14 protein-coding genes are annotated in these 13,680 nt (G+C 73.7%); 8 read left to right on the plus strand and 6 right to left on the minus strand.

The features are described 5' to 3' along the window. Positions 1-6: 6 nt before the first annotated feature. Genes KIK08_RS04900 through KIK08_RS04915 form a run of 4 tightly spaced genes read right to left on the minus strand, consistent with a single transcriptional unit; the run spans position 7 to position 2,751 of the window. Positions 7-1,050: an ATP-binding SpoIIE family protein phosphatase gene (locus KIK08_RS04900; protein ID WP_214401779.1), complete on the minus strand. Its 1,044-nt coding sequence runs from the start codon at positions 1,048-1,050 to the stop codon at positions 7-9. Continuing rightward, positions 1,038-1,451 carry an anti-sigma regulatory factor gene (locus KIK08_RS04905; protein ID WP_214401780.1) on the minus strand — a complete coding sequence of 138 codons (414 nt, stop codon included), beginning with the start codon at positions 1,449-1,451 and terminating at the stop codon, positions 1,038-1,040. The genes KIK08_RS04900 and KIK08_RS04905 overlap by 13 nt, the downstream gene beginning before the upstream one ends. Beyond that, positions 1,448-1,906, minus strand: coding sequence for an STAS domain-containing protein (locus KIK08_RS04910; protein ID WP_308257397.1), 459 nt, complete (start codon positions 1,904-1,906; stop codon positions 1,448-1,450). The genes KIK08_RS04905 and KIK08_RS04910 overlap by 4 nt, the downstream gene beginning before the upstream one ends. After that, positions 1,903-2,751 (minus strand): STAS domain-containing protein, encoded by an 849-nt coding sequence (locus KIK08_RS04915; protein WP_214401781.1) that lies wholly within the window; start codon positions 2,749-2,751, stop codon positions 1,903-1,905. The genes KIK08_RS04910 and KIK08_RS04915 overlap by 4 nt, the downstream gene beginning before the upstream one ends. A 293-nt stretch (positions 2,752-3,044) precedes the next feature. On the opposite strand from KIK08_RS04915, the gene KIK08_RS41505 reads away from it, so the two are divergent. The 6 genes from KIK08_RS41505 (at position 3,045) to KIK08_RS04945 (ending at position 9,066) form a co-directional block, all read left to right on the plus strand. Continuing rightward, a complete protein-coding gene (locus KIK08_RS41505) occupies positions 3,045-4,058 on the plus strand; it encodes a LacI family DNA-binding transcriptional regulator (protein WP_214401782.1) in 1,014 nt (337 codons plus the stop codon). Between the two features lie 84 nt (positions 4,059-4,142). Next, positions 4,143-5,375: a sugar ABC transporter substrate-binding protein gene (locus KIK08_RS04925; RefSeq protein WP_214401783.1), complete on the plus strand. Its 1,233-nt coding sequence runs from the start codon at positions 4,143-4,145 to the stop codon at positions 5,373-5,375. Continuing rightward, a complete protein-coding gene (locus KIK08_RS04930; protein ID WP_214401784.1) occupies positions 5,368-6,357 on the plus strand; it encodes a carbohydrate ABC transporter permease in 990 nt (329 codons plus the stop codon). Before KIK08_RS04925 ends, KIK08_RS04930 begins: the two co-directional genes overlap by 8 nt. Next, on the plus strand, positions 6,354-7,163 hold the full coding sequence (locus tag KIK08_RS04935) for a carbohydrate ABC transporter permease (RefSeq protein WP_214401785.1): 810 nt from the start codon (positions 6,354-6,356) through the stop codon (positions 7,161-7,163). The genes KIK08_RS04930 and KIK08_RS04935 overlap by 4 nt, the downstream gene beginning before the upstream one ends. A 17-nt stretch (positions 7,164-7,180) precedes the next feature. After that, the gene (locus tag KIK08_RS04940; RefSeq protein ID WP_250556314.1) at positions 7,181-7,945 is read left to right on the plus strand and encodes a ThuA domain-containing protein; all 765 of its coding nucleotides are present in this window, start codon (positions 7,181-7,183) and stop codon (positions 7,943-7,945) included. Further along, positions 7,942-9,066 (plus strand): Gfo/Idh/MocA family protein, encoded by a 1,125-nt coding sequence (locus KIK08_RS04945; protein ID WP_214401787.1) that lies wholly within the window; start codon positions 7,942-7,944, stop codon positions 9,064-9,066. The genes KIK08_RS04940 and KIK08_RS04945 overlap by 4 nt, the downstream gene beginning before the upstream one ends. Here KIK08_RS04945 and KIK08_RS04950 read toward each other — a convergent pair. Beyond that, positions 9,044-9,526 (minus strand): glutathione peroxidase, encoded by a 483-nt coding sequence (locus KIK08_RS04950; RefSeq protein ID WP_214401788.1) that lies wholly within the window; start codon positions 9,524-9,526, stop codon positions 9,044-9,046. The two genes, KIK08_RS04945 and KIK08_RS04950, sit on opposite strands and share 23 nt — an antisense overlap. A gap of 513 nt (positions 9,527-10,039) precedes the next feature. Then, positions 10,040-11,617, minus strand: coding sequence for a long-chain-fatty-acid--CoA ligase (locus tag KIK08_RS04955; protein WP_214401789.1), 1,578 nt, complete (start codon positions 11,615-11,617; stop codon positions 10,040-10,042). A gap of 84 nt (positions 11,618-11,701) precedes the next feature. Between KIK08_RS04955 and KIK08_RS04960 the strand changes: the two genes are divergently transcribed. Both KIK08_RS04960 and KIK08_RS04965 read left to right on the plus strand, forming a co-directional pair. Beyond that, complete coding sequence (locus KIK08_RS04960) at positions 11,702-12,445, plus strand: enoyl-CoA hydratase/isomerase family protein (RefSeq protein ID WP_214401790.1); 744 nt, start codon at positions 11,702-11,704, stop codon at positions 12,443-12,445. A gap of 9 nt (positions 12,446-12,454) precedes the next feature. Further along, the gene (locus KIK08_RS04965; RefSeq protein ID WP_214401791.1) at positions 12,455-13,663 is read left to right on the plus strand and encodes an acyl-CoA dehydrogenase family protein; all 1,209 of its coding nucleotides are present in this window, start codon (positions 12,455-12,457) and stop codon (positions 13,661-13,663) included. The last annotated feature ends 17 nt before the right edge of the window (positions 13,664-13,680 follow it).

Consider the following 13,680-nt stretch of genomic DNA (forward strand, 5'->3'; position numbering starts at 1 on the left):
ACCCGCTCACGCTCGCGCCCGGGCCACGACGACCCCGGCGTCGTCGTGCCGGATCCCGGCCTCGGCCAGCAGCGCGGCGGCCACCACCAGCGGGGAGCGGGTGAACAGGCCGTCGATGCGCGACGGGCCCCAACGACCGGTCAGGCCGTCGGAGTGCAGCACCACGAGCGCGCCCTCGGGCAGGGGGTACTCGAAGGTGCGCACCGCGCGCATCCGCACGCCCGCCACCCCGGGCATCGACACGGCGCTGCGCTTGGCCTCGCGGTGCACGACCGCCGCGGCGATGTTGCCGACCCCGCACAGCCGCACCACCCCCGCGACCGGGTCGAGCTCGGCGACGGCGAGGGCGGCGCCCCGGGTGCCCGACAGCGCCGCGTGCAGCGTCGCCACCGCCCGGTCCGGGCCCACCGGCCACGGCTGCCCGCGCAGCGCCGCGACCGCCCGCTGCGACGCCGCAGCCGCGATGGGGCCGTGCCCGAGCCCGTCGCACATGAGCAGGAGGGTGCGCTCGCCGTCGTGGCGGATCAAGTAGGCGTCGCCGCAGGCGGTCTCGCCGGTGATCGGCCTGGTCAGACCGGCGGCCGTGGGATCGGCCGGGGTGGGGACCCGGCGGTCGGCGTCGAAGCGGGCCACCAGCACGGTGCCCACCCCGGCCGGGGAGAAGATCTCCAGGTCGTCGGCCAGCCGGACGATCGCGCCCAGGCCGATACCCAGCGTCCCCGCCGTGGTGTGGCCGTCGCGGCTGGCCGCCGCCACGTCGACCATGCCGGGGCCGCGGTCCACGGCCAGCAGCTCGACCGCGGTCGTCCGCGCGCCGCGCAGGCTGCGCAGCAGCACGGACCCGCCCCCGGCGTGCCGGACGACGTTGGTCGCGATCTCGGTGGCCGCCAGGCCCAGCTCGGCCGCCCGCGCGGGCGGGAAGCCCAGCACGGCGGCCAGCCCCTCGGCCGCGCGGCGCACGGTGCCCGCCGCGCTCAGGTCGTCGACGCGCAACCACTGGACGTCCTCGGCGGTCGAAGGCGGGCCCGTGGCCGCCGTCACCTCGACCACTTGACGACCGTGACGCTGGTGCCGCGCCCGACCTCGGTGTCGATGTCGAACTCGTCGACGAGCCGCTTGGCCCCGCTCAGCCCGAGCCCGAGCCCGCCGCCGGAGGTCCAGCCCGCGGTCAGCGCCAGGTCGAGGTCGGGGATGCCGGGGCCCTCGTCGCTGAACACCGCCCGGATCCCGGAGCGCCCGGCCCGCTGCACCACCTCGATGCGCGCCGTCCCGGACCCGCCGTGGACCAGCGTGTTGCGGGCCAGCTCGCTGGCCGCGGTGACCAGCTTGGTCTGGTCGACCAGGGACAGCCGGATGCCCTGCGCCCTGGTCCGCACGAGCTGGCGCACGCGCACGACGTCGTCGCCGGAGGAGATGGGCAGCTCGTCCACCCCGGTCGCCGAGGTGCTCACCGCCGGCTCGGATCCGGCTGGTGCCGCTCCCCCGCCGGGTCGTCGATCGGGACGAACTCGTCATCGTCCTGGGCGATGTCGCGCACCGTGCGCCGGTCGGCGATGAGGCGGTCCAGGATGGCCCGCCCCTTCTCCAGGTCCAGCGCGGTGCGCACCCCGTCGAGCGAGAGGCCCAGCTCGACCAGCGTGATGGCCACCGCCGGGCGCATCCCGACGACCACCGTCTCCGCGTCGAGCACCCGCGACAGCGCCGCGATCGAGCTGAACATCCGCCCGATGAAGGAGTCGACGATGTCCACCGCGGAGATGTCGATGATGACCCCGCGGGCGCCGGTGGCCACGATCCGCTCGGCCAGCTCCTCCTGCAGCGCGAGCACGTCGTCGTCCTGCAGGTCGACCTGGATGGACACCAGCAGCGCGTTCCCCAGCCGCAGGACCGGGACCTGCTGGCTCATCGCCCTCCCCCGCTGCGCCTGCGCACCACCTCGACGCCGCTGCCGCGCAGCGCGTGCAGGAGCGCGTCGGCCAGGTTGGCCTTGGTGGGGATGTCGCCGAACTCGATGCCCAGCGCCACGATGGTCTGCGCGATCTGCGGGCGGATGCCGGAGATGGTGCACTCCGCGCCCATCAGCCGGGCCGCGACCACGGTCTTGAGCAGGTGCTGGGCCACCTCGGTGTCGACGGCCGGGACCCCGGTGATGTCGATGATCGCGTGCTCGGACCCGGTGTCGACCAGGGTCTGCAGCAGCTTCTCCATCACGATCTGGGTGCGCGCGGAGTCCAGCGTGCCGATCAGCGGGACCGCGACCACGCCCTCCCAGAGCTTGACCACCGGCGTGGACAGCTCCATCAGCTGCTCGGACTGCTCGGCGATCACCTCCTCGCGGGCGCGGACGTAGCTGTCGAAGGTCAGCAGGCCCAGCGCGTCGACCCAGCGGGACGCCACCAGGATCGCGTCGGTGCCCTGGCCGGCGCGGGCGGCCAGGTCGAACAGCGCGCCCTTGAGCGAGAACACACTGACCGCGGTCTCGCTGGGGGTGAAGCCGCGGCGCGCGCGGTCGCGCGACAGCTCGGACAGCAGCGCGCGCACCTCGCCGTAGGCCTCGTGGTCGAGGTCGAGGCCACCCCCGCTGACGCCCTTGGCGAGCGCCGTGAGCAGGTCGCGGAAGGCGCGTTCGAGCTCGGCGGACGACGCCCGGCCCTGCAGGTGCACCGCCGCGTCGCGCAGCCACCGTTCGAGCAGCGCCTGCTCGTCCTGCAACAGCAGCCCCAGCAGGTGCTGCCCGTCGTTCTCCGCCATGCTCGCCCTCTCATTGCGTCCCGGGCGCGAAACACCACAAACACCACGCGGAATACCACGTCGCCCCGGCTTGGCCCGGCCACCCTATCCGCCCGCCGCACGGCGCCGGCCGACCGCATCCGGTCGTCGCGCGTGCGCGGCGGAGCCGCGCGGACGATCGCCCGCAGGCATGGACGCGGCGCGACGATCACCGCCGTCCGGGCCTTGCGGTCACCCGATCGGGTGGCTACGGTCGCACCCGTCGCTGTCGATGCGTATCGACAGCCTGCCGACGACGAGGCGGTGGGGGTGCCGTGGTCACGAGCCGGGACGTCGCCCGTGTCGCCGGGGTCTCGCAGAGCACCGTGTCCTACGTGATGTCCGGTCGCCGGTCCATCTCCCCGCAGACCCGCAAGCGCGTCCTGGACGCCATCGACCAGCTCACCTACCAGCCCAACGCCGGCGCCCGCGCGCTGGCCAGCCAGCGCACGCAGGTGGTCGGCCTGGTCGTGCCGTTCGGGGCCAGCGCCGACACCGCCGGCATCCTGCCGTTCCTGGAGACCATCGCCGGCTGCGCGCGCGCCGAGGACCACGACGTCCTGCTGGTCACCGCGGACGAGGGGGCCGCGGGCCTCACCCGCCTCGCCGGTCGCGCGCTGTGCGACGCGATCGTGCTCATGGGCATCGAGGCCGTGGACGCGCGCATCCCGGTGGCCGCCGAGCTGGGGGTGCCGGTGATCCTCATCGGCGTCCCGGACGACAGCGCCGGCCTGCACTGCGTCGACCTGGACTTCGCGCTGGCCGGCGAACTGGCCGTCGACGAGCTGGCCGGGCTCGGGCACGACCGGGTCGTGCTCATCGGGCACCCGGCCGAGGTCATCGACCGCGACCTCAACTACGTGCGCCGCTTCCAGCGGGGCAGCGCGGCCGCGGCCCGGCGCCACGGGCTGGGCCACTCGGTCGTCGACCCGGTCCCGCCGGGCACCGACGCGGCCCGCGCGGCGGTGGAGCGCGCGCTGGCCGACGGCGGCCGGCCCGGCATCGTCGTGCCGAACTCGCAGGCCGTCGAGCCGGTGCTGCACACGCTGATCGAGCGCGGGGTGGTCCCCGGCCGCGACGTGTCGCTGATCGGGCTGTGCACCGACGCCGACGCCGAGGCCAGCGTGCCTGCCGTCACCAACGTCTCGCTCGAACCGCGCGACGTCTCGCGGCGGGCGATGCACATCCTGTTCCAGCTGCTCGACCGCGACGGCCAGCACCCGGCCGAGCTGGTCGAACTGGTCGCGCCCCGGCTCACCCGACGAGAGACGACCGTCCCCCCGCCCTGACCCGCACCGGCTCCGGCGGCCTTCGGCACGCCGGCTATCGATACGCATCGACATGATCGAGAAGTCGACCGAGAGGACCCGGCAATGGCTCGACGAGGAGCACCACGACGGACCGCTCTCCCCGCGCTCGCCGCGGCCGCGGCGCTCGCGCTCACCGCGTGCGGCGGCGGCAGCGGCGGCGCCACCCCCGGCGGTGAGGTCACCTCGCTGCGGGTGCTCGACTACTACAACAACGAGCCCGACAAGACCGTCTACGCGCGCAAGCTCGACGAGTGCGGCCAGCAGGCCGGCGTGGCGATCGAGCGCGAGACCATCCCCGGCCCACAACTCGTCGCGAAGGTGCTGCAGCAGGCCTCCTCGCGCACGCTGCCCGACGTCCTCATGCTCGACAACCCCGACCTGCAGCAGATCGCCGCCACCGGCGCGCTCGCCCCGATCTCGGACTTCGGCCTGTCCGTCGACGGGTTCCAGGAGGGCGTGGCCAGCGCATCGACGTTCGAGGGCCAGGTGTACGGGCTGCAGCCGGTCACCAACTCGCTGGGCCTGTTCTACAACGTCGACATCCTCGCCCAGGCGGGCATCCAGCCGCCGACCACGTGGGACGAGCTGAAGACCGCCGCGGCCGCGCTCACCCAGGGCGAGCGCTACGGCGTCGCGTTCTCCGCCGTCGCCGACTACGAGGGCGCCTGGCAGTTCCTGCCGTTCATGTGGTCCAACGGCGGCGACGAGACCGACATCGCCACGCCGCAGACCGCGCAGGCGCTGCAGCTGTGGGTGGACCTGGTGAACTCCGGTTCGGCGTCGAAGTCGGTGCTGAACTGGGGCCAGGCCGACGTCAAGGACCAGTTCGCGGCGGGCAACGCGGCGATGATGGTCAACGGGCCGTGGCAGTTCCCGGCGCTGGACGAGGTGGCGGGCCTGAAGTACGAGGTCGTGCCGATCCCGGTGCCGCGCGCCGGCCAGGACGTGGTGGCGCCGCTGGGCGGGGAGACCTGGACCATCCCGCAGACCGGCGACCCGGCCCGCCAGGCCAAGGCCGCCGAGATCGTGGCCTGCCTCAACACCGACGAGAACCAGATCGCGCTGGCCACCGACCGCACCACCGTGCCGACGAAGACCGCGCTGCGCGACCGGTTCGTCACCGAGGTGCCGCGCATGGCCGCCTTCACCGACGTCGTGCAGACCGCCCGCTCGCGCACCGGCAAGCTCGGCGCCGAGTGGCCGGCCGCGGCCACCAAGATCTACACGGCCGTGCAGACCGCACTGACCGGCGGCGCCGCGCCGCTGCAGGCGCTGCAACAGGCCCAGGATGGCTGAGCGGGCCGGCGGGGTGGCGGCCCCCGAACGGCCGCTCGTGAGCACCGCCGCGCCGGAGCCCGTCAGCGGCCCGGCCGGCGGGTGGCGGTCGCCGCGCGGGCGCGAGCGGCTGCTGCAGCTGGGGTTCCTCGTGCCGGCGGTGCTCTACCTGGTGGTCTTCTTCGGCTACCCGGTCGTGCAGAACCTGCTGATGGGATTCCAGGAGTACACGACCCGCACCTTCTACACCGGCGAGGCGCCGTGGGTCGGCCTGGACAACTACGCCGCGGTGATCTCGTCGAACGTGTTCGGCACGGCCCTGCTCAACACGGCGCTGTTCACCGCGGGCTCGATCGCCGGGCAGTTCGTGCTCGGCCTGGCGATCGCGGTTTTCTTCCACCGGCGCTTCCCGCTCGGCGGCCTGCTGCGCTCGCTGCTGCTGCTGCCGTGGCTGATCCCGCTCATCGTCTCCGGCGCGGTGTGGCGCTGGATCCTCGACCAGGACAACGGCGCGCTCAACCAGTTCCTCGGCGCGCTCGGCGTCGCCGACCGCCCGGGCTGGCTGACCAGCACGTCGCTGGCGTTGATCGCGGTGATCGCGGTGAACATCTGGATCGGCATCCCGTTCAACACCACGATCCTCTACGGGGGGCTGCAGGACGTGCCCGAGGAGCTGTACGAGGCGGCCGCCCTGGACGGGGCCACCGGCTGGCGGGCGTTCCGGCACGTGACCTGGCCGCTGCTGCGCCCGGTGGTCGCGGTGGTGCTGGTGCTCGGGGTGGTCTACACGATCAAGGTGCTGGACATCATCCTCGGGCTCACCGACGGCGGGCCGGCCAACGCCACCCAGACCGTCGCCACCCAGGCCTACCACCTGTCGTTCCAGGAGTTCCGCTTCGGGGAGGGCGCCGCGATGGGCAACGTCCTGATCGTCATCTCGCTGGTGTTCGCGCTGCTCTACCTGCGGGCCAACCGGCGCGCGCTGGTGGGTGGGGGCCGATGACCCGGCGGCGGGGTTGGGGCAGCACGCTGGTCGGGGTGCTGATCCTGGCCGTGTTGCTGTTCCCGCTGTACTGGATGCTCAACGTCTCGCTGCAGCCCAGCGGCTCGGCCGTGCGCACGCCGTGGATCCCGCTCGACCTGTCCTTCGACGGGTACGCCACCGCGCTGCGCGAGCAGGGCGGCAACCTGGTCACCAGCCTGGTGGTCTCGCTGGGCACCGTGGTGGTCAGCCTGCTGATCGCCACGCCCGCGGCCTACGCGCTGGCCCGGTTCCGGGTGCGCGGCGCCGGCGTCGTGCTGTTCGCGATCCTGCTCAGCCAGATGATCCCCGGCATCGTCGTGGCCAACGCGCTCTACGACGTCTACAGCGACCTCGGGCTGCTCAACTCGGTGCCCGGGCTGATCCTGGCCGACGCCTCGCACGGCATCCCGTTCGCGATCATCATCATGCGGGCGTTCCTGCTGGCCATCCCGAGCGAGGTCATCGAGGCCGCCCGGGTGGACGGCGCGGGCCAGATCCGCACGTTCGTCGCGATCGTGCTGCCGATGAGCCGCAACGCGCTCGTCACCGCCGGGCTGTTCACGTTCCTGTTCGCCTGGAGCGACTTCCTGTTCGCGCTCACGCTGACCACGACCGAGCAGGTCCGCCCGGTGACGCTGGGGATCTTCACCTACATCGGCACCTACATCAACGACTGGAGCTCGGTGATGGCCACCGCCGTGCTCGCCTCCGTCCCGGCCGTGGTGCTGCTGGTGGTGGCGCAGCGGTTCGTCACCGCCGGCGTGGCCTCCGGAGCGCTGAAATGACCGAGAGGAACGCAGCGATGACCCCCGTCCGCGTGACCGTCTGGGGCGAGAACCGCCACGAGCAGATCGAGGAGCACGTCCGCGCCATCTACCCCGACGGCATGCACGAGACCATCGCCGACGGCATCCGGGAGAACCTCGGCGACGGGGCCGAGGTCCGCACCGTCACCCTCGACGACCCCGAGCACGGGCTCACCGAGGACGCGCTGCGGGCCACCGACGTGCTCGTCTGGTGGGGCCACGCCGCGCACGACGAGGTGGCCGACGAGGTCGTCGAGCGGGTGCACCGGCACGTGCTGGCCGGGATGGGCCTGGTGGTGCTGCACTCCGGGCACTGGTCGAAGGTGTTCGTCACGCTCATGGGCACCAGCTGCACGCTGCGCTGGCGCAGCGAGAACGACCGCGAGCTGATCTGGACCGTCGACCCGACCCACCCGATCGCCGAGGGGGCGCCGCATCCGCTGATCATCGAGTCCGACGAGATGTACGGCGAGTTCTTCGACATCCCCGCCCCCGACGAGCTGATCTTCATCAGCACGTTCTCCGGCGGGGAAGCCTTCCGCAGCGGCTGCACGTTCCGCCGCGGGTACGGGCGGATCTTCTACTTCCGCCCCGGCGACCAGGACTACCCCACCTACCACCACCCGGACGTCCGGCGGGTGATCGCCAACGGGGTGCGGTGGGCGCGCACCGACCGGCCCGAGCGCACCGACCCGGTGCTGCTGCGCTACGAGACCGGGGAGTTCTTCACCGGCACCGGCTACGCGGGGCCGCTCGGGTGAGCGGTGCGGATCCGCTGCGGGTGGTGCTGGCCGGCGCGGGGAACATGGGCCGGGCCTGGTGCGCGGCGATCGAGGCCGACCCGGACGTCGAGCTGGTCGGGATCGCCGACCTCGACCCGCCCACGGCCCGGGCCGCGGCGGAGTCCACCGGGCGGGACGTGGCGGTGGGCGCCGACGCCGTGGAACTGGCCGCGGCGACCGGGGCGCGCGCCGTCGTGAACGCCACCGTCCCCCGGGCCCACCACCCGGTCACGACGGCCGCGCTGCTCGCCGGGCTCGACGTGCTCGGCGAGAAGCCGGTGGCCGAGACCGTGGCCCAGGCGCTGTCGCTGGCCGCGGCGGCCCGGGTCACCGGGCGGCTGTTCATGGTGAGCCAGTCACGGCGGTGGAACCCTCAGCTGTTCGCGCTGCGCGCGATGGCGGCCGAGCTGGGCGCGCCGGGCTCGCTGACCACGGAGTTCTTCCGCGACCCGCACTTCGGCGGGTTCCGCGAGGAGATGGCCGACCCGCTGCTGGTCGACATGGCGATCCACGCCTTCGACGCGGCCCGGTTCCTGCTCGGTGCCGAGCCGGTGTCGGCCTACTGCGAGGCGCACAACCCGCCGTGGAGCTGGTACGCGGGCGACGCCTCGGCCACCGCGGTCTTCGCGATGGGCGGCGGCGCCCGCTACACCTACACCGGCAGCTGGTGCAGCCGCGGCGCGCAGACGTCGTGGAACGGCGAGTGGCGGTTGAGCGCCGAACGGGGTTCGGCCCGCTGGGACGGCGACCACGACCCGGTCTCCGACGCCGGCCCCGGCACCCCGTCGGCTCCCCCGGGCTCCGGCATCGCCGGGGCCCTGCGGGCCTTCACCGACGCGGTGCGCTCCGGCACCGTCCCGATGGGCGAGGTGCACGAGAACGTGCCCAGCCTGGCGATGGTGGAGGCGGCCGTGCGGTCGGCGCGGACGGGCCGGCGCGTCCTGATCGACGACGTCCTCGCCGAGGCCCGCGCCCGGGCGCTGGACGACGAGACCCACCCCGCCGTCCGCGAGGAGCTGGCCCGCTGGGCCGACGTGCGCCGGGAGCTGGCCGCCGGGGTGGACGGGTCGCGGTGGCTCAGCCCGGCAGCACCGCGGTGATCGCCGAGACGACCTCGTCGGCCTCCGGCTCGGTGCGCGGGCGGAACCGGCCCACCACCCGCCCGTCCGGGGCCACCAGGAACTTCTCGAAGTTCCACTGCACGTCGCCGCCCTCGCCGGAGGCGTCCTCGGCCGCGGTCAGCGCGGCGTACAGCGGGTGCCGCCCGGCCCCGTTGACCTCGACCTTCTCGGTCAGCGGGAAGGACACGCCGTAGGTCGCCGAGCAGAACGTCGCGATCTCTTCGGCCGAGCCGGGCTCCTGGCCGGCGAACTGGTTGCACGGCACGCCGAGCACCGTGAAGCCCCGGTCGCCGAACCGCTCCTGCAGGCGCTCCAGCCCGGAGTACTGCGGGGTCAGCCCGCACTTCGACGCCACGTTGACGACCAGGACGGCCCGACCGTCGAGGGCCGGGAGCGGACCGCCGTCGAGCGCGGCGATGGGGGTGTCGGACAGCGCCATGCGCGCGACGCTACGCCGCCCGTCGATCACGCCCGCGCAGACGTCGACGCGGAGCAACTGGTCCCGGGTGGACGAGGCCTCGGTGCTGGCGGCTGCGCAGCGTCGGGCGTGCCCTCGCAGCCCGCCGGCGCGCTGCGACGACCCACCCAGGCCTGCGACACCGCCCCCACGCTGCAAAGACCACCACCCGGCGGCCCGTGTGGGCGCGCACACCCGGCCGGCACGGTGCTCGGGCGGTGCCTCGCAGAGGCGGCCGGCGTCCGCGCAGCGTCGGTCGTGCCCTCGCAGCCCGCCGGCGCATTGCGAGACCACGTCCAGGGCTGCGGGATATGCCCAGGACCGCTGCCCGGAAGGGCGCAACACCGCACCGGCGGGCTCGCAGATCCCGCGGTGCCCTCGCAGCCCGCCGGCGCGCTGCGAGGACCCACCCAGAGCTGCGACACCGCCTCCACGCTGCGAGGAGGTGGACGTCGCACGTCCGGGAAGCGCACGAGGTCTTCGGGGGACCAGCACTCAACCGCGGTCGCGTACCTCCGCCCGCAGCACCGGCTTGAGCACCTTGCCCGAGGCGTTGCGCGGCAGCGCGTCGACCACCAGCAGCCGGGTGGGCTTCTTGTAGGAGGCGAGCCGGGTGCGGCACCACTCGACCAGCTCGTCGAGCGCGGGCGGGGCCGCCGGGTCGGCCGGCACGACCACGGCGACCGGCGTCTCGCCCCACTGCTCGTGCGGCGCGGCCACCACTGCGACGTCGGCCACCGCGGGGTGGCCGGCCAGCACGTTCTCCACCTCGGCGCAGTAGATGTTCTCCCCGCCGGAGATGATCATGTCCTTCTTGCGGTCCACGACGTACAGGAAGCCGTCCTCGTCGGCGCGCACCAGGTCGCCGGAGTGGAACCAGCCGCCGGCGAAGGCCTCGGCGGTGGCCTCGGGCAGGTTCCAGTAGCCCGCCATGAGGTTCGGGCCGCGGTAGACGATCTCGCCGACCTCGCCCGGCGCCACGTCGCGCATCTGGTCGTCGACGATCCGGACCGACACGGCCGGCACCGGCCGGCCCACCGAACCGATCTTGCGGATGGCGTCCTCACCGTCGAGCACGGTGGTGATCGGTGACATCTCGGTCTGGCCGAAGGTGCACACGTTCGGCACGCCGGGGAAGACCTCGGCCATGCGCTCCAGCAGCGCCACCGGCGCCGGGGCCGCGCCCCAGCACATGACGCGCAGGTGCGCGGCGCGCTCGCCGGCCCCGGGGACGGCGACGACGGCCTGCCACTGGGCGGGGACCAGGAACAGGTGCGTCACCCGCTCGCGCTCCAGCACGTCGAGCAGGGCGGCGGGGTCGAACTGGCCGCTGGGCTGGATCACCGTGGTGCCGCCGGTGGCGATCAGCGGCGCGATCGCCCCGATGGCGGCGATGTGGAACATCGGCGAGGCGCACAGGTTGACCTCGTCGTCGCGGTAGAGCCGCCAGTAGCGGATCAGCGTCTGGGTCTGCACCGCCAGGTTGAGGTGGGTGAGCACCGCGCCCTTGGGGCGTCCGGTGGTCCCGGACGTGTACATGATCAGGGCCGGGTCGTGCTCGGCGATCCGCACGTCGGGCAGCGGGCGCTCGGGGCCGGCGGCCAGGTCGTCGAACGGCAGGGCGCCGGGGCCGGCCGTCGCCGGGTCCGCTCCGGTGACGAGCACGACACCGCCGCCGGACAGCGAGCCGCGGACCTTGGCGGCCAGCGGGGCGAGGTCGGCGTCCACGGCCAGCGCGACCGCGCCGCTGTCGCCCAGGATGAACGCCACCTCGTCGGCGGAGAGCCGGAAGTTCACCGGCACCGCGATGGCGCGCAGCGCCGTGGCCGCCAGCACCGCCTCCAGGAACTCGGGGCGGTTGCTCATCAGCACCGCCACCCGGTCGCCCTCGCCGACCCCGTGCTCGGCCAGCGCCCCGGCCAGCGCGCGCACCCTGCCGCGCAGCTGCGCCCAGCTGGTGCGCCGCTCGCCGAACACCAGCGCGGTGCGGTCGGGCACCTGGTGGGCGTGGCGCTCGATCTGGTCGATCCAGTGGTGGCCGCCGCCGGGCAGGACCGGTGCGTCGTCAGGCATGGCTTCCCCTCGTGCTGGTAGATCGGCACGACGGCCGTCGGCTGGTAATTTAACGACCGATCAGTCGTCTGTCAGGGGGTCAGCGTGGCCGAGCTCGTGATCCGGGAAGACCGCGGGGGCTGGACCCTGCTGACCCTGAACCGGCCGGACAAGCTCAACGCCCTGACCGTGGGCCTGTTCCGGGAGCTGCGCCGCCACGTCCTCGACCTGCGCGCCGACGACGCCATCGGCTGCGTCGTGCTGCGCGGCGCGGGCCGGTGCTTCTCCGCGGGCCACGACCTCTCCGACATCGCCGCCGGCGAGGACGTCCCCTCCCGCGGCTGGCACAGCGAGACGCTGCGGCTGCTGGAGAAGCTGCCCAAGCCGGTGGTCGCCGCCGTGCACGGGCACTGCTACACCGGCGCGCTGGAGGTGGCGCTGGCCGCCGACTTCATCGTCGCCGCCGACGACGCCCGCTTCGGCGACACCCACGCCACGTTCGCGCTCACCCCGATCTGGGGGATGAGCCAGCGCCTGCCGCGCCGGGTGGGCGCCGCCACCGCCAAGCGGCTGATGTTCACCGCCGACATGATCGACGCGACCGAGGCGGTGCGCATCGGCCTGGCCGAGTACGCCGTCCCGGCCGCGGGCTTCGACGCCGAGATCGAGGCGCTGGCCACCCGGATCGCGGCCAACTCGGGGTTCACCCACGCCGCCAACAAGCGCCTGCTGGAGGCCACCGACGGCGACCCCCTCGACGCGGGCCTGCAGTGGGAGATCATGGAGAACGCCGGCCACGGCCCCGACATGCACCAGCGCATCACCGCCTTCAGCACCCGCGACCGGTAGGAGCCGCGCATGGACCTCGACTCCGGACCCGACCTCGACGCCTTCCGCCGCGAGGTCGCCGAGTTCCTCGACACCGCCCCGACCGACGCCATCCGCGAGGCCGGGCGCAAGACGACCAGCGTCTTCGCCCCCTTCGACGAGACCATGGCCTGGCACCGGATCCTGGCCCGCAAGGGCTGGGCCGCCCCCGGCTGGCCGGTGGAGCACGGCGGCGTCGACTGGACGGTCGAGCAGCGCTTCGTCTTCACCGAGGAGTACTGCCGGCGCGACCTGCCCCCGCTGCTGCCCAACGGGCTGAAGATGATCGGGCCGCTGCTGATCGACCTGGGCACCGAGGAGCAGAAGCGCAGGCACCTGCCCGGGATCCTGGCCGGTGACGACTACTGGACGCAGGGCTACTCCGAGCCGGGCGCCGGCTCCGACCTGGCCTCGTTGAGCTGCGCGGCCGTGCCCGACGGCGACGATTACGTCATCACCGGAAGCAAGATCTGGACGACCCTGGCCCACCGGGCCAACCGGATGTTCATGCTGGTGCGCACCAGCACGGCGGGCAAGAAGCAGCAGGGCATCACGTTCCTGCTGCTGGACCGCCTCGACCTGCCCGGCCTGCGGATCCGCCCCATCGTCGGGCTCGACGGCTTCCCCGAGCAGTGCGAGGTGTTCTTCGACGAGGTGCGCGTGCCGCAGTCCGCCCGCGTGGGCGCGGAGAACGACGGGTGGACGGTCGCCAAGCACCTGCTCTCCCACGAGCGCGGCGGGTCGACCGGCAGCCCGTGGCTCGACCGGTTCGTGCGGATGATCCGCGCGGCCGCCGCCGAGCGGACCTCGCCGTTCGGCGGGGTGCTCGCCGACGACCCGGTCTTCCAGCGCGACCTCGGCGAGCTGGAGGCCGACGTGGCCTCGATGCGCCACATCGAGGAGCTGGCGATCAGCGGGCACCCGATCGCCGACGACCCGTCGTTCCCCTCGGTCAACAAGACCGTCAACTCCGAGCTCACCCAGCGGCTGACCACGCTCATGGCGCGGGTGTCGGGCCTGGAGGGGCTCGCCCTGCAGCTCGACGCCCTGGGCATCGGGTCGGGGACCGCGCCGCTGGGCGACGACTTCGACCTGGTGTCCATGCCCTACTACCTCAACAGCCGCGCGGCCTCGATCTACGCCGGGACCAACGAGGTGCAGCGCGACCTGATCGCGCGCTCGCTCGTGGCCGGCCGCTGAGCCCGCGGGAGGAGAGC

It is taken from the genome of Pseudonocardia lacus (assembly GCF_018531445.1).
Taxonomy (GTDB): domain Bacteria; phylum Actinomycetota; class Actinomycetes; order Mycobacteriales; family Pseudonocardiaceae; genus Pseudonocardia; species Pseudonocardia lacus.

What these genes read in the sequence shown, in the direction of transcription:
- KIK08_RS04925 (WP_214401783.1), top strand. Translation starts at nt 4,143, where the DNA reads ATGGCTCGACGAGGAGCACCACGACGGACCGCTCTCCCCGCGCTCGCC.
- KIK08_RS04955 (WP_214401789.1), bottom strand. Translation starts at nt 11,617, where the DNA reads ATGCCTGACGACGCACCGGTCCTGCCCGGCGGCGGCCACCACTGGATC.
- KIK08_RS04910 (WP_308257397.1), bottom strand. Translation starts at nt 1,906, where the DNA reads ATGAGCCAGCAGGTCCCGGTCCTGCGGCTGGGGAACGCGCTGCTGGTG.
- KIK08_RS04935 (WP_214401785.1), top strand. Translation starts at nt 6,354, where the DNA reads ATGACCCGGCGGCGGGGTTGGGGCAGCACGCTGGTCGGGGTGCTGATC.
- KIK08_RS04915 (WP_214401781.1), bottom strand. Translation starts at nt 2,751, where the DNA reads ATGGCGGAGAACGACGGGCAGCACCTGCTGGGGCTGCTGTTGCAGGAC.
- KIK08_RS04950 (WP_214401788.1), bottom strand. Translation starts at nt 9,526, where the DNA reads ATGGCGCTGTCCGACACCCCCATCGCCGCGCTCGACGGCGGTCCGCTC.
- KIK08_RS04940 (WP_250556314.1), top strand. Translation starts at nt 7,181, where the DNA reads ATGACCCCCGTCCGCGTGACCGTCTGGGGCGAGAACCGCCACGAGCAG.
- KIK08_RS04930 (WP_214401784.1), top strand. Translation starts at nt 5,368, where the DNA reads ATGGCTGAGCGGGCCGGCGGGGTGGCGGCCCCCGAACGGCCGCTCGTG.
- KIK08_RS04965 (WP_214401791.1), top strand. Translation starts at nt 12,455, where the DNA reads ATGGACCTCGACTCCGGACCCGACCTCGACGCCTTCCGCCGCGAGGTC.